The organism is Rheinheimera sp. MMS21-TC3 (genome assembly GCF_032229285.1).
GTDB lineage: Bacteria > Pseudomonadota > Gammaproteobacteria > Enterobacterales > Alteromonadaceae > Alishewanella.
Genome location: NZ_CP135084.1, coordinates 974,359 through 990,555 on the forward strand (window position 1 = coordinate 974,359; position 16,197 = coordinate 990,555).

The 16,197-nt window shown below is 42.6% G+C and carries 15 protein-coding genes and 1 other RNA gene; 11 read left to right on the forward strand and 5 right to left on the reverse strand.

Annotated features, from left to right (window positions below; translation table 11 throughout):
- Window positions 1–125 precede the first annotated feature (125 nt).
- A complete protein-coding gene (gene recQ, locus RDV63_RS04915; RefSeq protein WP_313908391.1) occupies window positions 126–1,925 on the reverse strand; it encodes a DNA helicase RecQ in 1,800 nt (599 codons plus the stop codon).
- 167 nt (window positions 1,926–2,092) lie between these two features.
- On the opposite strand from recQ, the gene rarD reads away from it, so the two are divergent.
- Both rarD and RDV63_RS04925 read left to right on the forward strand, forming a co-directional pair.
- Complete coding sequence (rarD, locus tag RDV63_RS04920) at window positions 2,093–3,001, forward strand: EamA family transporter RarD (protein WP_313908392.1); 909 nt, start codon at window positions 2,093–2,095, stop codon at window positions 2,999–3,001.
- Window positions 3,002–3,048: 47 nt separating this feature from the next.
- Window positions 3,049–3,726: a DUF599 domain-containing protein gene (locus RDV63_RS04925; RefSeq protein ID WP_313908393.1), complete on the forward strand. Its 678-nt coding sequence runs from the start codon at window positions 3,049–3,051 to the stop codon at window positions 3,724–3,726.
- A 70-nt stretch (window positions 3,727–3,796) separates the two neighbouring features.
- Here RDV63_RS04925 and RDV63_RS04930 read toward each other — a convergent pair whose 3' ends face one another.
- From RDV63_RS04930 to RDV63_RS04945, 4 genes are read right to left on the reverse strand one after another with little or no spacing between them, the layout of a single operon-like run.
- Window positions 3,797–4,366, reverse strand: a complete 570-nt coding sequence (locus RDV63_RS04930) for a BON domain-containing protein (protein WP_313908394.1) — start codon at window positions 4,364–4,366, stop codon at window positions 3,797–3,799.
- An 8-nt stretch (window positions 4,367–4,374) separates the two neighbouring features.
- On the reverse strand, window positions 4,375–4,950 hold the full coding sequence (locus RDV63_RS04935; protein WP_313908395.1) for an SIS domain-containing protein: 576 nt from the start codon (window positions 4,948–4,950) through the stop codon (window positions 4,375–4,377).
- 25 nt (window positions 4,951–4,975) lie between these two features.
- Window positions 4,976–5,320, reverse strand: a complete 345-nt coding sequence (locus tag RDV63_RS04940) for a YraN family protein (protein WP_313908396.1) — start codon at window positions 5,318–5,320, stop codon at window positions 4,976–4,978.
- 6 nt (window positions 5,321–5,326) lie between these two features.
- On the reverse strand, window positions 5,327–7,159 hold the full coding sequence (locus tag RDV63_RS04945) for a penicillin-binding protein activator (RefSeq protein ID WP_313908397.1): 1,833 nt from the start codon (window positions 7,157–7,159) through the stop codon (window positions 5,327–5,329).
- A 96-nt stretch (window positions 7,160–7,255) separates the two neighbouring features.
- Here RDV63_RS04945 and rsmI point away from each other — a divergent pair, with 96 nt between their 5' ends.
- The 9 genes from rsmI (at window position 7,256) to mraY (ending at window position 16,195) form a co-directional block, all read left to right on the forward strand.
- A complete protein-coding gene (rsmI, locus tag RDV63_RS04950) occupies window positions 7,256–8,107 on the forward strand; it encodes a 16S rRNA (cytidine(1402)-2'-O)-methyltransferase (protein WP_313908398.1) in 852 nt (283 codons plus the stop codon).
- Between the two features lie 19 nt (window positions 8,108–8,126).
- Window positions 8,127–8,506, forward strand: an RNA gene (rnpB, locus tag RDV63_RS04955) — RNase P RNA component class A.
- Window positions 8,507–8,831: 325 nt separating this feature from the next.
- Window positions 8,832–9,296, forward strand: coding sequence for a division/cell wall cluster transcriptional repressor MraZ (gene mraZ, locus RDV63_RS04960; protein ID WP_313908399.1), 465 nt, complete (start codon window positions 8,832–8,834; stop codon window positions 9,294–9,296).
- Window positions 9,297–10,241, forward strand: a complete 945-nt coding sequence (gene rsmH / locus RDV63_RS04965; RefSeq protein WP_313908400.1) for a 16S rRNA (cytosine(1402)-N(4))-methyltransferase RsmH — start codon at window positions 9,297–9,299, stop codon at window positions 10,239–10,241.
- On the forward strand, window positions 10,234–10,542 hold the full coding sequence (gene ftsL, locus RDV63_RS04970; protein WP_313908401.1) for a cell division protein FtsL: 309 nt from the start codon (window positions 10,234–10,236) through the stop codon (window positions 10,540–10,542). The genes rsmH and ftsL overlap by 8 nt, the downstream gene beginning before the upstream one ends.
- Window positions 10,539–12,287, forward strand: coding sequence for a penicillin-binding transpeptidase domain-containing protein (locus RDV63_RS04975; protein ID WP_313908402.1), 1,749 nt, complete (start codon window positions 10,539–10,541; stop codon window positions 12,285–12,287). Before ftsL ends, RDV63_RS04975 begins: the two co-directional genes overlap by 4 nt.
- Window positions 12,277–13,734, forward strand: coding sequence for a UDP-N-acetylmuramoyl-L-alanyl-D-glutamate--2,6-diaminopimelate ligase (locus RDV63_RS04980; protein WP_313908403.1), 1,458 nt, complete (start codon window positions 12,277–12,279; stop codon window positions 13,732–13,734). Before RDV63_RS04975 ends, RDV63_RS04980 begins: the two co-directional genes overlap by 11 nt.
- Window positions 13,731–15,119, forward strand: a complete 1,389-nt coding sequence (gene murF, locus RDV63_RS04985) for a UDP-N-acetylmuramoyl-tripeptide--D-alanyl-D-alanine ligase (protein ID WP_313908404.1) — start codon at window positions 13,731–13,733, stop codon at window positions 15,117–15,119. The genes RDV63_RS04980 and murF overlap by 4 nt, the downstream gene beginning before the upstream one ends.
- Window positions 15,113–16,195: a phospho-N-acetylmuramoyl-pentapeptide-transferase gene (mraY, locus tag RDV63_RS04990; protein WP_313908405.1), complete on the forward strand. Its 1,083-nt coding sequence runs from the start codon at window positions 15,113–15,115 to the stop codon at window positions 16,193–16,195. The genes murF and mraY overlap by 7 nt, the downstream gene beginning before the upstream one ends.
- The last annotated feature ends 2 nt before the right edge of the window (window positions 16,196–16,197 follow it).

Here is a 16,197-nt window from a genome sequence, read left to right on the forward strand (position 1 = left end):
ATGCTCCGTGTTTAACTAGGTCTTTAAGTTCTGGTTTTAACAATAATATAACTTAAAGGCATAAGGTGAGCAATAGCTCCATTTTTAATAATATAGCGCTATATCTTACTTTGCTACTGCTTAACTTATTGCTGGTCAGTTGCTAAATAATCTGATATTTCGTCAATAAAGTCTGCTCCATACCGAGCTAGCTTAGTTTGGCCAACCCCTGATACTGCTAACATACTTTGGTTATCTGTAGGTAATTGTTGGCACATATCAATCAGCGTTGCATCACTAAAGACCACAAAAGGGGCCACATCATCACGAGCTGAAATATGCTTGCGTAACGCTCTTAGTTTAGCAAAGAGTGCTCTATCATAATTCTGCTTAGCTAAACGCTCTGGCCCCCGCTTAGTTTGTTCTATTCTAGGTACGGCTAAAGATAATGCAACTTCACCACGCAATACTGCTCTGGCTGCGGGTTGCAGTTTTAACACTGAATGGGCGGTAATATCTTGCTGTAATAAGCCAAAGTGGATCAGTTGGCGCAAAATGCTTAACCAATAATCATGGCTAATCTCTTTGCCAATGCCCCAAGTAGAGAGTTTATCATGGCCTAACTCGATAATCTTTTGGCTCTGGCTACCACGTAAGACATCTATTACATGGTGCATACCAAAGCGTTGGCCAACACGGTATACGCATGATAAGGCTTTTTGGGCTAGTTCTGTGCCATCAAACTGCTGAGGTGGTTGTAAACAGGTGTCGCAATTACCACAAGGTTGCTGTCTGGCTTCGCCAAAATAATTAAGTAAAACTAAGCGTCTACAGGTTTGTGCTTCGGCAAAAGCGGCCATAGCTAAAAAGCGCTGCCAACTTACTTCGGCACGTTGCTGGTTAGGTTCGGCATCCAGCCAACGTTTCATTCGGCCAATATCAGCTGGATCAAATAACAGCATGGCTTCAGCTGCCACACCATCTCGCCCAGCTCGTCCAGTTTCTTGATAATAAGCTTCAATGGTGCGGGGTAATTCAAAGTGGATAACAAAGCGAATATTAGATTTATTCACCCCCATGCCAAAGGCAACGGTTGCTACTATTAATTGATAATCATCTCGTTTAAAAGCATCTTGTACTTTATCGCGTTGCTCACTGCTTAAGCCTGCATGATAAGCGGCAGTATTATATCCGCGTTGTTTTAGCTGCTCGGCAACTTCATCTACTTTACGCCGCGAAGCGCAATATATAATACCTGCAGCACCGTCTTGGCGTTGTAAAAAGCTAACTAGCTGCTCTATTGGCCGAAACTTTTCTTGTACTGTATAACGAATATTTGGCCGATCAAAGCTGCTTTGGTTAACATAGGGTTGTTTAAGAGTCAGTTGCTGCACTATGTCATGTCGAGTGGCAGCATCAGCTGTTGCTGTCAGCGCCATAATAGGCACTTGAGGAAAACGCTGTTTTAATAAGGCTAATGCCATATAGTCTGGACGAAAATCATGGCCCCATTGCGATATACAGTGCGCTTCATCTATGGCAAACAAACTTACACCAACATCTTCTAATCGAGATAAAAATGCTGGCTGTAATAAGCGCTCTGGGGCGACATAGAGTAACTTTAACTCCCCACGGCGTAATAGACCGAAGATATGTAAAATATCTTCACGGCTTAAACTACTATTTATATATTCTGCTGCTATACCGTTAGCTTTTAAGGCATCTACCTGATCTTTCATCAGTGACATTAAAGGCGATACTACTATAGTCACTAAAGGTAGGGTTAAAGCAGGTAATTGATAACAAAGTGACTTGCCGCCTCCTGTAGGCATAAGCACAAAACTATCTTGGCCTTGTAGGGTTGCCGCTATCACTTCGGCTTGGCCATCGCGAAACTCGGAAAAACCAAAGAATTTTTTTAATAGCGGTAATAAATCAGCAGTCACGGCTCACATTCAATTAATGAAAACTGCCGCTATTGTAATGACAATTAGCCGAATGTACATGTTTGGCAACAAAAGGTGTAAGGCGAATAGGCTTAATCTACGTTTTACGATTTTTAAGCTTAGGGTTTTAGCGTATCATATAGGCTCATATTTTGGAGTCGCTGTTGATGTCATTAACCAAACAACAAAAGCTAGGTGGCATCTTTGCTGCTAGTGCTTATAGCTTGTGGGGGCTAGCTCCCATTTACTTTAAACAAATTGATACTATACCTGCGGCAGAGATCTTAGTTCATCGTATTTTGTGGTCATTTCTTTTATTGTTTTTAATAGTAGTAGCCTTAAAACAAGGGCAGCGTATTTTGCAAGTGATGCGCCAGCCCAAGCAACTGGCTATTTTATTAGTATGTTCAGTACTGCTTGGCATAAATTGGGGCTTGTTTATTTGGGCTGTAAATAATGACCATATGTTAGATGCTAGCTTGGGCTATTATATAAACCCTTTATTAAATGTCTTACTTGGTATGTTCTTCTTGGGTGAGCGATTACGTAGCCTACAATGGCTGGCAGTTGCTTTAGCTGGTTTGGGTGTCTTTATTCAGCTGATTACTTTTGGCTCTTTACCTTGGGTAGCATTATGTTTAGCCAGCTCTTTCGCCGTTTATGGTTTATTGCGTAAAAAGCTGGCAGTAGATGCTATTAGTGGTTTATTTATTGAGTCTTTGTTGTTATTACCTTTAGCTTTACTCTATTGGTGGCAGTTTGCCGATAGTTATGCGGTTAATTTATTTAATAATGACTGGCAGTTAAATGCGTGGTTAATTATTGCCGGTGTTGTAACGACAGTCCCTTTATTATGCTTTATTGCTGGCGCTCAACGTCTGCAACTATCTACTATGGGCTTCTTTCAATATATTGGGCCTAGTTTAATGTTTGTGTTTGGTGTTTGGTTATATCATGAGCCTTTTGCCGTTGAACGCTTATATACTTTTGGTTTAATTTGGACGGCCTTATTGGTTTATACTGCTGATGCATGGCAACAAAGCCGGCAACGCAAGCAGTTACGAAACGCGGCTTAAATACTTTATTTTTGTACACTTTTATCTACTGTGAAGGATGTTTAGTGATGCCAGGACTACTCGATATTTTTGCCCTAACATGGTTTATCGCTTTATGGATAGGTTATACCTTGTTTGCTAAACGGCGGGCTAAAGTGCAGAGCTGTTTATCTTATGAGTTAAGACGCAAGCGTACCGACTGGATGCGCAAAATGCTGTCGCGTGAAAATAATATGCCCGATGTTGGCTTAATTTCTACTTTAGAACGTAACGTAGCTTTTTTTGCATCTAGCTGCTTATTAATTATGGCCGGTTTATTAACGGCGATGAGTTCGGCTGATCAAGTTAGTTCTATGCTAACAAACTTGCTGCCTTGGTCTACGGCAACGGGTACTAGTGTGCAGTTAAAGATATTATTTTTGACCTTTATTTACGTGTTCGGTTTCTTTCAATTTACTTGGTCATTGCGCCAATATGGTTTTAGCGGTGTTTTAGTTGGTGCAGCGCCAGATGGCCGTTCTATGACTGATGAAGAAAAAGAGCTATTTGCTAACAGGGCAGCAAAGGTTTTAGACCAGGCCGGTCACTCATTTAATTATGGTTTAAGATCGATTTATTTTTCACTGGCGGCATTAAGCTGGTTTATTCATCCTTTGCTATTAATCATCTCGTCGGTAGTAGTAGTGGTGGTACTTAAACAACGTGAGTTTCATTCCGCAGTATTAAAAGCTTTACGGCTTTGTTAAGTTAGATTTTGCCTAAAAAAAGCAGCTATAAGCTGCTTTTTTTTTAATCTATTGTTGGTTAGCCAACTAGTTAACGAACCTCAAACGCTTTAATCACTCTAGATACACCATCGACATGGCGGGCAATATTGACGGCAGTATTGGCTTCTTGCTCGCTGACTATGCCCATTAAAAATACTTCAGCGTTTTCTGTTACTACTTTGATATTTAAACCGCTGACTTCTTTATCAGCCAAAAGCTGCGATTTTACTTTGGTAGAAATCCAACTGTCGCGGGTACGGGTTGTCATAGAGGTATTGCTACTTAAGCGTATTTGGTTTTGTACACTGCGCACACCTGCGATTTGCTTTACAGTTGCAGTGGCTTGTTGTCGGGTCTGTTCACTTGCAGTTTGCCCTGTTAGTAATAAAACACCGTTATAACTAGTAACATTAATATTGCTGCCATTGGCTGTAGCAGGATTATCAGCTAAAGCGCGTTGGGCTTTAAGGACAACGTTTTTATCATCAATTTGTGCACCAAGTGTACGCCTATCATTGGCTGAGGTGACAGCAGTTGCACCACCAGCAACAACTGCAGCGGCGCAACCTTGTAAGATAGCGACTACTACAAATACACTTAGCAATTTTGTTGTGTTCATAAGGCTCCCTATTGCGGAAAAAGTGTCATATCTATCAGTTCACATAAGCTGTGTACTAAAAATGTGTAACATTCAAAAACACGGGCTCTGCGATGCGGTGGTACTTTTAATTCAACATCTTGTTGATTAAGTAGTCCAGAGAGTTCACCACTGTTATCAACCGTAAGTGCAATGATTTTCATATCATTAGTTAATGCTGCTTCGACTGCTTTAATTAAGCTAGGTTCAGCGCCGGTTAGTGAAATAACTAATAAAATATCGTCAGCTTGGCCTATAGCTTTGATTTGTCGCGCTAAGTAATCACTATCGCGTTGCGGATTATAGTGCAAGCTGGCGTGGTGAGGTTGTAAAGCGATAGCCGGTAAACAAGGCCGCTCAGTTTCAAACTGATCAAGTAATAATGCACAAATATGGTTACTTAATGCTGCAGTAGAGCCTTCACCACAACAGATTATTTTACCGCCATTAATTAAGCTGTTTACCATGACAAAAGCAGCATTCTCTAATGGCTGTGCTAGGCTTTCGCCACTGGCAATCATGGTTTGGATATTTTCGCTAAATAGCTGGCGAATATGTTCTTGCATGGATTAATCCTGTATCTGAAGTAGGCTAGTTAATGGCATTGCGAATCCAGTGATACTGATAAGGTTCAAGACCTTCAATGGCAATAACATCGAAGCGGCAGGCAGCATTGCTAAGGTTGTGTTGTTGTAAATACCATTTTGCAGTACGGATTAGCTTTTTTTGCTTCGCCACTGTTACTGCAGCCGCCGCGCCACCAAAGGCATTGCTAGCACGATATTTTACTTCGACAAATACTAGCTGCTTATCATGCTGCATAATTAAATCTATCTCGCCTACTTTGCATAAAAAATTTTGCTGAATTAAACGCAAGCCTTGCTGTTGCAAATAAGCAAGAGCAAGCAATTCAAAGTGCTGGCCGCGATTATTCATGACGATTTAGGGTTCTTGTACCGCTACTAAACGGTTATTTTGGTATTTAGCCCAACTAAGTTGCCGCACAATACTGCCGTTGCTGTTTAAACGCAACTGACCGGTTAAACCAGGAAAGACAATAGCGCTTAATTGTTGCTGTTGGCGTAAGCTGCCAATTAGCCGGTAGGCATCAAAGCCCATGGCAAAAAGGCGTTGCAAGCTTTCATCTTGAGTTTGGAACAGCTGTTGATATTCCTCGCGTAAGGCCGGGTTGGTCTTCAATGGTAGCATCCAAGGCATTTCGGTAAAGGTTAAGCCATTTAAATCACGTTGCTCGGTACTGTCTAAGGCGGTGCTATGGCTGCGAGAACTAGCATAAATGGGTAATCTTGGCGCTGTTTCACTTACTGATACATCGACAAAAGGTTTAAACAGTTGGGTTTGCACTGGGTCGGCAATTAAATAAATTGCATCAATGTCTAAGCGGCTATGGGTGTCGCTATGCAACTTAACTGGCACTAAGTTATCTATTTGCTGCACTCTTTCCTTACTTTGTTCGGTTTCTAATAACTGATTAATTAAGGTATCTAAATCAGCTTTATCATTAAATTGATAAAGCTGCGGAGCTTTATGGCCTAACTGCTGCCAAGACTGAGAAAACTGCTGTTGCATTCGTAAGCTAATATTATTAGCAGCACTAATGACCACAGGTTGCTGATAATCTTTTTGTTGAAATAATAAAGCAGTTTGCTGTGCTTCATCTTCCATACTTAAGGCAAAGAAAAAGTGTTTGTTGTGGTAAGGCAGTTGGCTATCTTGGCTATTTAAAAATAAAGTTGGCCAAATCCATTGTTCTAGCTGGCTTATAGTATCCACTTGATTTTTTAATAAAGGCCCAAGCACAAAATCAGCTTGTTCTGCTGTCAATTGTTCTACTAGCTGCTGTGGGCTTTGTTCACTATCGATAAAAATAATTTGACTGGATTGGGCTTTAGCAGCTGCCGCTAAAATACCGTACTGAATAGCCAGTGCATGTTGTCTAAATTGGCCACTTAGTGGTAGCAAGACGGCAATCTTTTGCGGCTGAAAGGGTTGCAGCGATAACAGTTGCTGTACTGTTTCTGGCATGGCTTGTGGTTGTGGCATCCAAGGGTTACGTTGTTGCCAATCGGCATAAGCTGCTTGTAATTGCTCTGGCTGACCAAGCAGTCTTCTACTTAAATCGGCTAATGCTAGCCAACTACTACTTGGACTATTAGGGTTAGACTGCAAACTAAGAAGTTGGTTATCAGTTAAGGCGGTAATGTTTTGCCATAATAGCGCCATATGCTCAGGGTAAGTGGTTTGGCTGTTAGGTACGTCAGCCAGCAATAATAAGTTTCGGCTGGCAGCTAACAGTCGTTGTTGTTGGCTTAAATATTGACTACTTAGCCATAAATACTCAGCGCTATCTTCTTCTGCAATCTGTGAGATAGTAGTGTTTCTTAATAGTAGTTGTAAGCTTTGGTGCTGTTCGGTAGCAATATAAGCTTGTAATAGCGGCAAGATATTTTGCGCTTTAATATTAGGGTAGGGACTTTGCTTTAAGTTTTCACTAATAGCTAGTGCTAGCAAATAGTCTTGCTCGGCAATAGCTAATCTGGCTGCCTTTAATAAATGATAGTGCTGTGGTTCGGCCTGATATTGAGTGGCTAATTTATACTGGATTCGGGCAGAAGGGCTATCTAGCTGCTCTTGACTAGCCTGGCTCTGCTCAGGCTGCTGCTTGGGATCTGTTGTAGTGATATTTGATGCACAACCAAATATTAAACTACTGCAGCCGATAAAAATTAAGGTCTTTAATTTGCTGGAAATCACAATGCGCAGTACCATATTAAAATAATAGTTAAATAATAGCCTTATCTTACTGGCAGTGTTAGATAAGCTCAAATAAATAGCGATATATAATCGAAAATGATAACAGAAACTGGTTGTTTATATGTAGTTGCCACTCCTATAGGAAATTTAGGTGATATTAGTCAACGCGCTATTAGTACTTTGCAGCAGGTGCAATGGATTGCTGCTGAAGATACCCGTCATACTGGGCGTTTATTACAGCACTTAGCTATTGCAACCCGTACTATTGCCTTGCATGACCATAACGAAAAACAACGCGCAGCTAGCATTATTGATAAATGCTTAGCAGGTGAGTCTGTCGCTTTAGTGTCAGATGCTGGCACGCCTTTAATTAGTGACCCTGGTTATACTTTAGTGCGGCAATGCCGGGAAGCGGGGGTACGCGTTATCCCTATACCTGGGCCTTGTGCTTTAATTACTGCTTTATGTGCTGCGGGCTTACCTACAGATAAGTTTCACTTTATTGGTTTTTTACTGCCCAAAAGCTTACAGCGCCAAGCCCAACTTGCAGCTGTGCCTAATGGTGTTGGTACTATTATTTGTTATGACACTGCAAGGCGCATTAAAGCTACATTGCAAGACGTAACAGCAGTGTTTGGTCCAGAGCGTGAGTTAGTCTTAGCCAAAGAACTGACAAAAACCTTTGAACACCTAGAATATGGTACAGCTGAGCAAATAACTGCATGGTTAGAAGCCGATCCACAGCGCTGCCAAGGCGAGATGGTACTTATGATAGCGCCCACGCCAAAATCTGATGGCGATATCAATGAAGAAGTGCAAAAAACTCTACAATTACTGTTGGCTGAACTGCCGCTAAAAAAAGCCGCTGCTCTTACGGCGCAAATTCATAATGAAAAGAAAAACGCTTTATATAAACTCGCTTTGCAATGGGCTGGTACTGAGCAGTAAATCGGGTATAATCGCGCCGTGAGTTGGCCAAGGCAATCGCTGCTTGCGTAAGCAAGGGGAGGAAAGTCCGGGCTCCATAGGGCAGGGTGCCAGGTAACGCCTGGGGGGCGCGAGCCTACGACTAGTGCAACAGAGAGTATACCGCCGATGGCTCAACTTTGTTCGCAAAGGCTGAGAACAGGTAAGGGTGAAAGGGTGCGGTAAGAGCGCACCGCGCGACTGGCAACAGTTCGTGGCACGGTAAACTCCACCCGGAGCAAGATCAAATAGGCTCTCTTTGGCGCGGCCCGCGCTGAGAGCGGGTAGATTGCTTGAGGCTTAGGGTGACCTAAGTCCTAGAGGAATGATTGCTACTCTGGCAACAGAGCACAGAACCCGGCTTAATGGCTAACTCACACCTACTTTATAAAACCGCTATTAATGATAATAGCGGTTTTTGCTTTTAAGCAGATTAATATTAATTCTTACTTGGCTGTCTACAGTTGTTTAATCGTTAATCTATCCCACTTTATCCCACCAAATTATTAATCTTGCTATAGCGCTTATTTTTACCGCTTTAGATATCCGACTATCAGTAGGGTTTTTACCTTGACAATAGACAAAGCTGCACCCTAAACTGTAGGTTCGTGGAGAATTGTGGGTAATTGTGGGTCAAAAGTGATTCGGCAGTAAAATTATCTAGCAAGAGGCCGTAAATTGAACAGTAAATAATGCAGGCAACTTAATGTTTCGTGGCTCATTTACATTGACATTAGATGCAAAAGGCCGGTTAGCGCTACCCGCACGCTACCGTGAAACCTTGCTGTCTGATTGTCAGGGCCATTTAATCTGCACTATTGATATCCACGATAATTGCTTATTGCTGTACCCGTTAGCTGAATGGGAAGTGATTGAAGAGAAATTAAATAGGTTATCTAACATAGATCCTAAAGCACGGCGCTTACAACGTTTACTGTTAGGTCATGCAACTGATTGTGATATGGATAAAAATGGCCGTATTTTGCTGCCAGCATTATTACGAAATCATGCTGGGTTAAATAAAAATATTCGTTTAGTTGGCCAACTTAATAAATTTGAAATCTGGGATGAAACAGCCTGGTTAGAGCGTGCAGCAGAAGATATAGCACTAGAGCAAGCTCAAGCCGGTGATGTTGAATTATCAGAACGATTACAGGACTTTTCACTGTAAATGACTACTTCAGCCCATATTAGTGTGTTATTAGAAGAAGCAATTCAAGGCTTGGCTATCAAGCCTGATGGTTGCTATCTGGATGGCACCTTTGGTCGTGGCGGACATAGTAGAGCAATTTTAGCGCAATTAGGGCCACAAGGGCGCTTATATGCCATTGATCGTGACCCTGCAGCCATAGCAACCGCAGAAGCGTTTAAAGAAGATAGTCGCTTTCACATTACCCATAGCGCCTTTTCGGCTTTAGCCGATATTGCAGAGCAGCAAAATATCGTAGCTAAAGTTGACGGTATTCTATTAGATCTTGGCGTTTCTTCGCCGCAACTTGATGATGCCGATCGCGGCTTTAGCTTTATGCGCGATGGCCCTTTAGATATGCGGATGGACCCAACAAGTGGTATCAGTGCTGCAGATTGGCTAGCCCAAGCTGATGTGGAAGATATCAGCTTTGTGTTAAGAGAATACGGTGAAGAGCGCTTTGCTTGGCGTATTGCCCAAGCTATTGTTGCGGCTCGCGTTGCAACTCCTTTTACCCGTACTGCTGAGCTAGCTAAACTTATTAGTGACAGCGTGCCAAAAAGCAATAAAGAGAAAAAGCACCCCGCGACCCGCAGTTTTCAAGCTATTCGTATTTATATTAATAGTGAGTTAGAGCAAGTTAATCAGGCTTTGCATGCGGCACTTAAAGTATTAAAGCCGGGCGGCCGCTTAGTGGTAATTAGCTTTCACTCTTTAGAAGATCGTTTAGTGAAACAATTTATGCGCCGCTTCGCTAAAGGCGAGCCAGTTCCGCGCGGCATTCCACTAACCAATGCTCAAATGCAGCAACGCACCGAATTAACGCTTGTTGGCAAAGCCATTAAAGCCTCAGAGGCAGAATTAGTGGCTAATCCAAGGGCACGAAGTGCCGTGCTGCGTATAGCCCAGAGGCAAGCTTATGACTAGTATTAGCTTACCTCGTCTTATTGGCCAGCAGTTATGGCAGCAAAAGTTTGCTGTGGTGTTATTAGTAGCTTGTATTATTACTGCTTTAGCCATTGTTCAATTTGCCCATTTAAATAGGCAATTAATTACTACTCAAGACAAGTTGTATCATGAGCGTGATCAGTTAGATATTGAGTGGCGCAACTTATTATTAGAACAGCGGGCCTTGTCGGAGCATAGTCGGGTAGAGGATATAGCCCGTCATCGGTTAAACATGATTAGGCCCAGTGGTGCTCAAGACATTAGGGTGACAATGCCATGAGCCGAAGCACAAAAACACCTCAGGCTAAAGCCAGAACTACACCGTCAGTAATAAGCTGGCGTTTTGCGTTAGTAATGGGGCTATTAACTACAGTGTTTTTTGCTTTAGTCGCACGAGCGGCTTGGTTGCAGGTAATAGAGCCGGATATGTTAATTAGCCAAGGTGATAGACGCAGTTTACGCGTCGAGTCTGACAGTGTTATGCGCGGTATGATTGTAGACCGTCATGGCGAAGAATTAGCCGTAAGCGTGCTGGTTGAAGCTATTTGGGCCGATCCAAAAGTTGTTATTGAAGAAAATGCTGCAGCAGATGAGCGGCGTTGGCATGCACTAGCTGAAATTTTACAATTAACACCAGCCGAATTATTAAACAAAATTGGCAGCAATACTCAGCGCCGTTTTGTGTATTTACAACGTCAAGTTAACCCTGCTGTTGCCGGTTATGTACGGCAATTAAAAGTGCCGGGTATTTTCTTTCGGCAAGAATCGCGTCGTTATTATCCTGCAGGTGAAGTGACGGGCCAGTTAATAGGCTTTACCAATGTTGATGATGTTGGAGTTGAAGGCATTGAAAAGCGCTTTAATGATTATTTAACCGGTACTGAAGGTCGCAAGGTTATCCGTAAAGACGCCAAAGGCCGAGAAATAGAAGTTGTTGCCCGCGAACAAGCAGAAAAAGCCAATAACTTACAGCTAAGCATTGATCAGCGTATTCAATCTGTCACTTACCGTGAATTAAAGTCGGCAGTGTTGTCTTATGGTGCTACTTCTGGTTCGGCTATGGTAGTAGATGTGCAAACAGGTGAAGTGCTAGCTATGGTCAATAGCCCTTCTTTTAACCCCAATAACAGACGTAACGCCCCTGCTTATTTATTCCGTAACAGAGCCATTACTGACACTTTCGAGCCGGGCTCGACTATGAAACCGCTAGCAGTGTTAAGTGCTTTAGAATTTGGTGCCACTAGCCTAGATGCAAAAGTAGATACCAATCCAGGTTATATGCGGGTAGGCGGCAGCTGGGTTCGGGATGGCGTCAATAATAAAACCTTAGATTTAACCGGTATTATCCGCCGCTCTAGTAACGTTGGCGTCAGTAAGCTAGTTTTATCTATGCCGGTTGAGCATGTGTTAAATCTATACGCAAATATGGGCTTAGGTATAGATACCGGCTTGAGTTTAAACGGCGAAAGTAGCGGCATGTTAAGCCATCGTCATCGCTGGTCTGACTTTGAGCGTGCTACCTTATCCTTTGGCTACGGTTTATCCGTTACTGCTGCGCAGTTAGTACGTACTTATGCCACTATGGCTAATGGCGGTATTAGTCGGCCACTGAGTATTTTAAAAACAGAGCAAATTCAACCTGGTGAACAAGTACTTAGCCGGCAAAATGCTTTAGCCATGCTAGAAATGATGGAAGCTAATGTGTTGCCAGGCGGGACAGCTACTAGAGCGCAAGTGCGCGGTTATCGTGTTGGCGGTAAAACAGGTACGGCGCGTAAAGCCATCACCGGTGGTTATGGTGAAGATTATATTGCTTCTTTTGTTGGTGTTGGCCCTATTTCACAGCCTAGGCTAGCCTGCGTTGTGGTGATTAATGAACCGGCAGGTGACTTTTACCACGGTGGCGAAATTGCAGCGCCAGTTTTTGCTAAAATAATGGCCGCTACCATGCAGCTATTAAATATTGCGCCTGATGCGCCAGAACAAGCTCAACTATCTTTAATCGGAGGTGGCAATGCCGGTTAATGCAGCTAAATGGTTAGCCCCGTTTTACTTACTACCCGCTGATTTGATGGTAAATCAGTTACAGCTTGATAGCCGTAAAGTTAAAGCAGGCGATGTGTTTATTGCTATTCCGGGGCTAGCCCAGCATGGCAATATCTATATAGAACAAGCCTTAGCTAAAGGCGCCGCTTTAGTGCTAACCGAGAGCGGTCACTATGCTGATGCGCGGATTGTAGTGATGCCGCAGTTAATTAAAATCTTGCCAGAATTAGCGGCCAGTTTTTACCAACAGCCAACTGAGCAGTTTGATTTAGTGGGCATTACTGGTACTAATGGCAAATCCAGCGTAGCATTTTTTATTAACCAATTAGCGCTAAGTGTTCAGCGTAAAGCTCAGGTTATTGGGACTTTAGGCTATGGCAATATTAAGCATTTAACGCCGCTTGCTAATACCACACCACATTTTATTGATCTGCAAAGAATAATCAGCCAAGCCAAAACTGAGCAGGCTGATTTAGTGGCGATGGAAGTATCTTCTCATGCTTTAGCCCAGCAGCGTTTAGCCGGCTTACAATTTAAGGTTACGGTGTTTACAAATTTAACCCGAGATCACTTAGATTATCATGGCAGTATGCAGGAATATGGTGCAGCAAAAGCTTTATTATTTCAGCCAGACATGGCGCAATCGGCAGTAATTAATGTTGCTGATGAATTTGGCCGTCAGTTAGCTCAGACGACAAGCTTGCCTTGTCTTGTTTATGGCAATCCAGAGCAATGCCAAGGTTTTAGCCGATTTTTAGCTTATTCTGATGTTTTAGCCACGCCAAGTGGTTATCAATTTGTTGTTAGTACGGAAAATGAACGTTATAGCCTTAACTTACCCTTATTAGGCGAATTTAATATTCAAAACGTTTTAGCTGCTATAGGCAGTATGCAATTACTTGGTTACGACTTAGCTAGCTTAGTTAAAGCTGCAGAAAAACTGACAGCTGTACCAGGTCGCATGGAGCAGTTTGTTTGTGAGCATGAGTTTACTGCAGTTATTGATTATGCCCACACACCAGATGCGTTACAACAAGCATTAATATCGTTAAAACAGCATAGTACTAACCATATTTGGTGTGTGTTCGGTTGTGGTGGAGATCGAGATAAAGGAAAACGGCCTTTAATGGGCCAAATTGCAGAAAAGTACGCCGATCATGTGATTATTACCGCTGACAACCCACGTAGTGAGGATGTATTAGCCATCTGTGCCGATATTGCTGCGGGTATGAGCGCAGATGCTTATTATCAAATAGAGCCAAACCGGCAAGCGGCTATTAAGCTGGCGCTAATTAGTGCCCAGCCTGAAGATATTGTACTGATAGCCGGTAAAGGTCACGAAACTTTACAAATTATTGGCCAGCAACAATTAATTTATGACGAACGGGCTTATGTCCAGCAGTTGGTAACGGAGTTAGCGCTATGATTAGCTTAAGTTGCCAAGATATTACGCAAATAGTCCAAGGTCGCTTAGTCGGCGCTGATGCTATTATTACTAGTGTCAGTACTGATAGCCGTAATATTAGTCCAGGTCAGTTATTTATAGCGTTAAAAGGGCCTAATTTTGATGCTGCTAATTTTGTTGCCGATGTTAAAGCCCAAGGGGCGGCAGCGGTAATTGTTGAACGACCTGTTGCGGTTGAGATAAGTCAAATTATTGTTGCTGATAGTCGGGTCGCTTTAGGTCAGTTGGCTGCTGCGGTAAAAGCTAAACTAGGCTTAGCAAGCGTTGCTGTCACTGGTAGTGCCGGTAAAACCACAGTTAAAGAAATGATCGCAGCTATTTTAAGCCGCTCAGGTTCAGTGTTAGCCACTAAGGGCAATTTTAATAACGATATTGGCTTGCCGTTAACCTTACTCGAATTAACCCAGCAGCATAAGTATGCAGTATTAGAGTTAGGTGCTAATCATCAAGGCGAAATTGCTTATACCACAGCCTTAGCTAAACCTGATGTGGCTATTATTACTAATGTAGCGGCTTCGCATTTAGAAGGCTTTGGTAGTATTGCTGGGGTAGCGACGGCAAAAGCAGAAATATTTACGGGCTTAACCACTAACGGCGTAGCCATTATTCCAGCAGATAGCGAGTTCACTGAGTTTTGGCTGCAAAGACTTAACGGGGTAAAAGTGCTGCAGTTTTCTAGTAGCCAGCACAGCAATCAACAAGCAGATTATTATGCCAGCCAGATTACGCTCGCTTTAGATGGCTGTGCTCAGTTTATATTGCACAGCCCACAAGGCCAAATAGCGGTCAAATTGGCATTGCCCGGCAAACATAATATTAATAATGCGCTGGCAGCTGCAGCAGCTAGTATCTGTTTAGGCGCCAGTTTAGCTGATGTGCAATTAGGTTTAGCTAACATGAAAGCCGTTAAAGGCCGGACCAATATTTTACAACTTAGCCCTAAATTACGCATTATCGACGATAGCTACAATGCTAATGTCGAGTCAGTAAAGGCAGCAATTGATTTATTAGCCTCATATTCAGGAACACAAATTTTAGTGCTAGGTGATATGGGAGAGTTAGGCCCTGATGCGCGCTTATACCACCAAGAAGTCGGATTATATGCTAAAAAAGCCGGTATTAATCTGTTGTTCACCCTTGGCGTGTTATCTAACAGCGCCAGTGACTTGCTGCAGCAGCAAGGCGCTCACTTTAGCTCGCGACAAGCCTTAGTTTCACGCTTGCTCGCTACCATTAATGAACAGCAGAAAGTCACTCTACTAGTGAAAGGTTCGCGTAGTGCGAAGATGGAGTTAGTTGTGCAAGACTTGCTAGAAAGTTGTCAGCAGGAGATTAACCCATGCTAGTTTGGTTAGCAGAATACTTAACCCAATACTACAACGCTTTTAACGTTTTTAGTTATTTGACCTTTAGAGCTATTTTGGGTGTTTTAACCTCGTTATTAATCAGCTTATATTTTGGTCCTAAGTTAATTGCTTATTTACAAAAAATGCAAATTGGCCAAGTGGTGCGTAACGATGGCCCAGAAAGCCATTTCTCTAAACGCGGTACGCCTACTATGGGTGGTCTATTAATTTTAGGCTCAGTGCTTATTAGTAGTTTGTTGTGGGCCAATTTAAGCAATAAATATGTTTGGGTAGTGCTGTTTGTGTTAGTAAGCTTTGGCACGGTAGGCTTTATCGATGACTACCGTAAAGTGATCCGTAAAGATCCTAATGGCCTGATTGCTCGCTGGAAATATTTTTGGCAATCGGCTTTTGCTATTATTACGGCATTTTTCTTATATTTAACCGCTGAACGCCCAGCTGAAACGGCATTATTAGTGCCTTTCTTTAAAGATGTAATGCCGCAATTAGGGATCCTATTCATTGCTCTAAGTTATTTCGTCATAGTTGGCACCAGTAATGCGGTTAATTTAACAGATGGTTTAGATGGTTTAGCCATAGTGCCTACTATTATGGTGGCGTCAGCCTTTGCCCTTATTGCTTATGTTAGCGGTAACGTTAATTTCTCTGCGTATTTAAATATTCCTTATCTGCCCCATGCTAGTGAGCTAGTGGTGCTTTGTGCCGGCATTATTGGCGCGGGCTTAGGTTTTTTATGGTTTAACACTTACCCAGCGCAAGTCTTTATGGGTGATGTTGGCTCTTTAGCCTTAGGCGCTGTATTAGGCGTGATTGCCATCTTAGTTCGTCAAGAAATAGTGCTGTTTATTATGGGCGGTGTTTTTGTGATGGAAACCCTGTCAGTTATTTTACAAGTGGGCTCATATAAGCTGCGCGGCCAGCGAATTTTTCGCATGGCGCCTATTCATCATCACTATGAATTAAAAGGTTGGCCAGAGCCGAGAGTAATTGTTCGGTTTTGGATTTTATCCATCATCTTTGTATTGGTTGGCTTAGCCACCTTAAAATTGAGATAAAA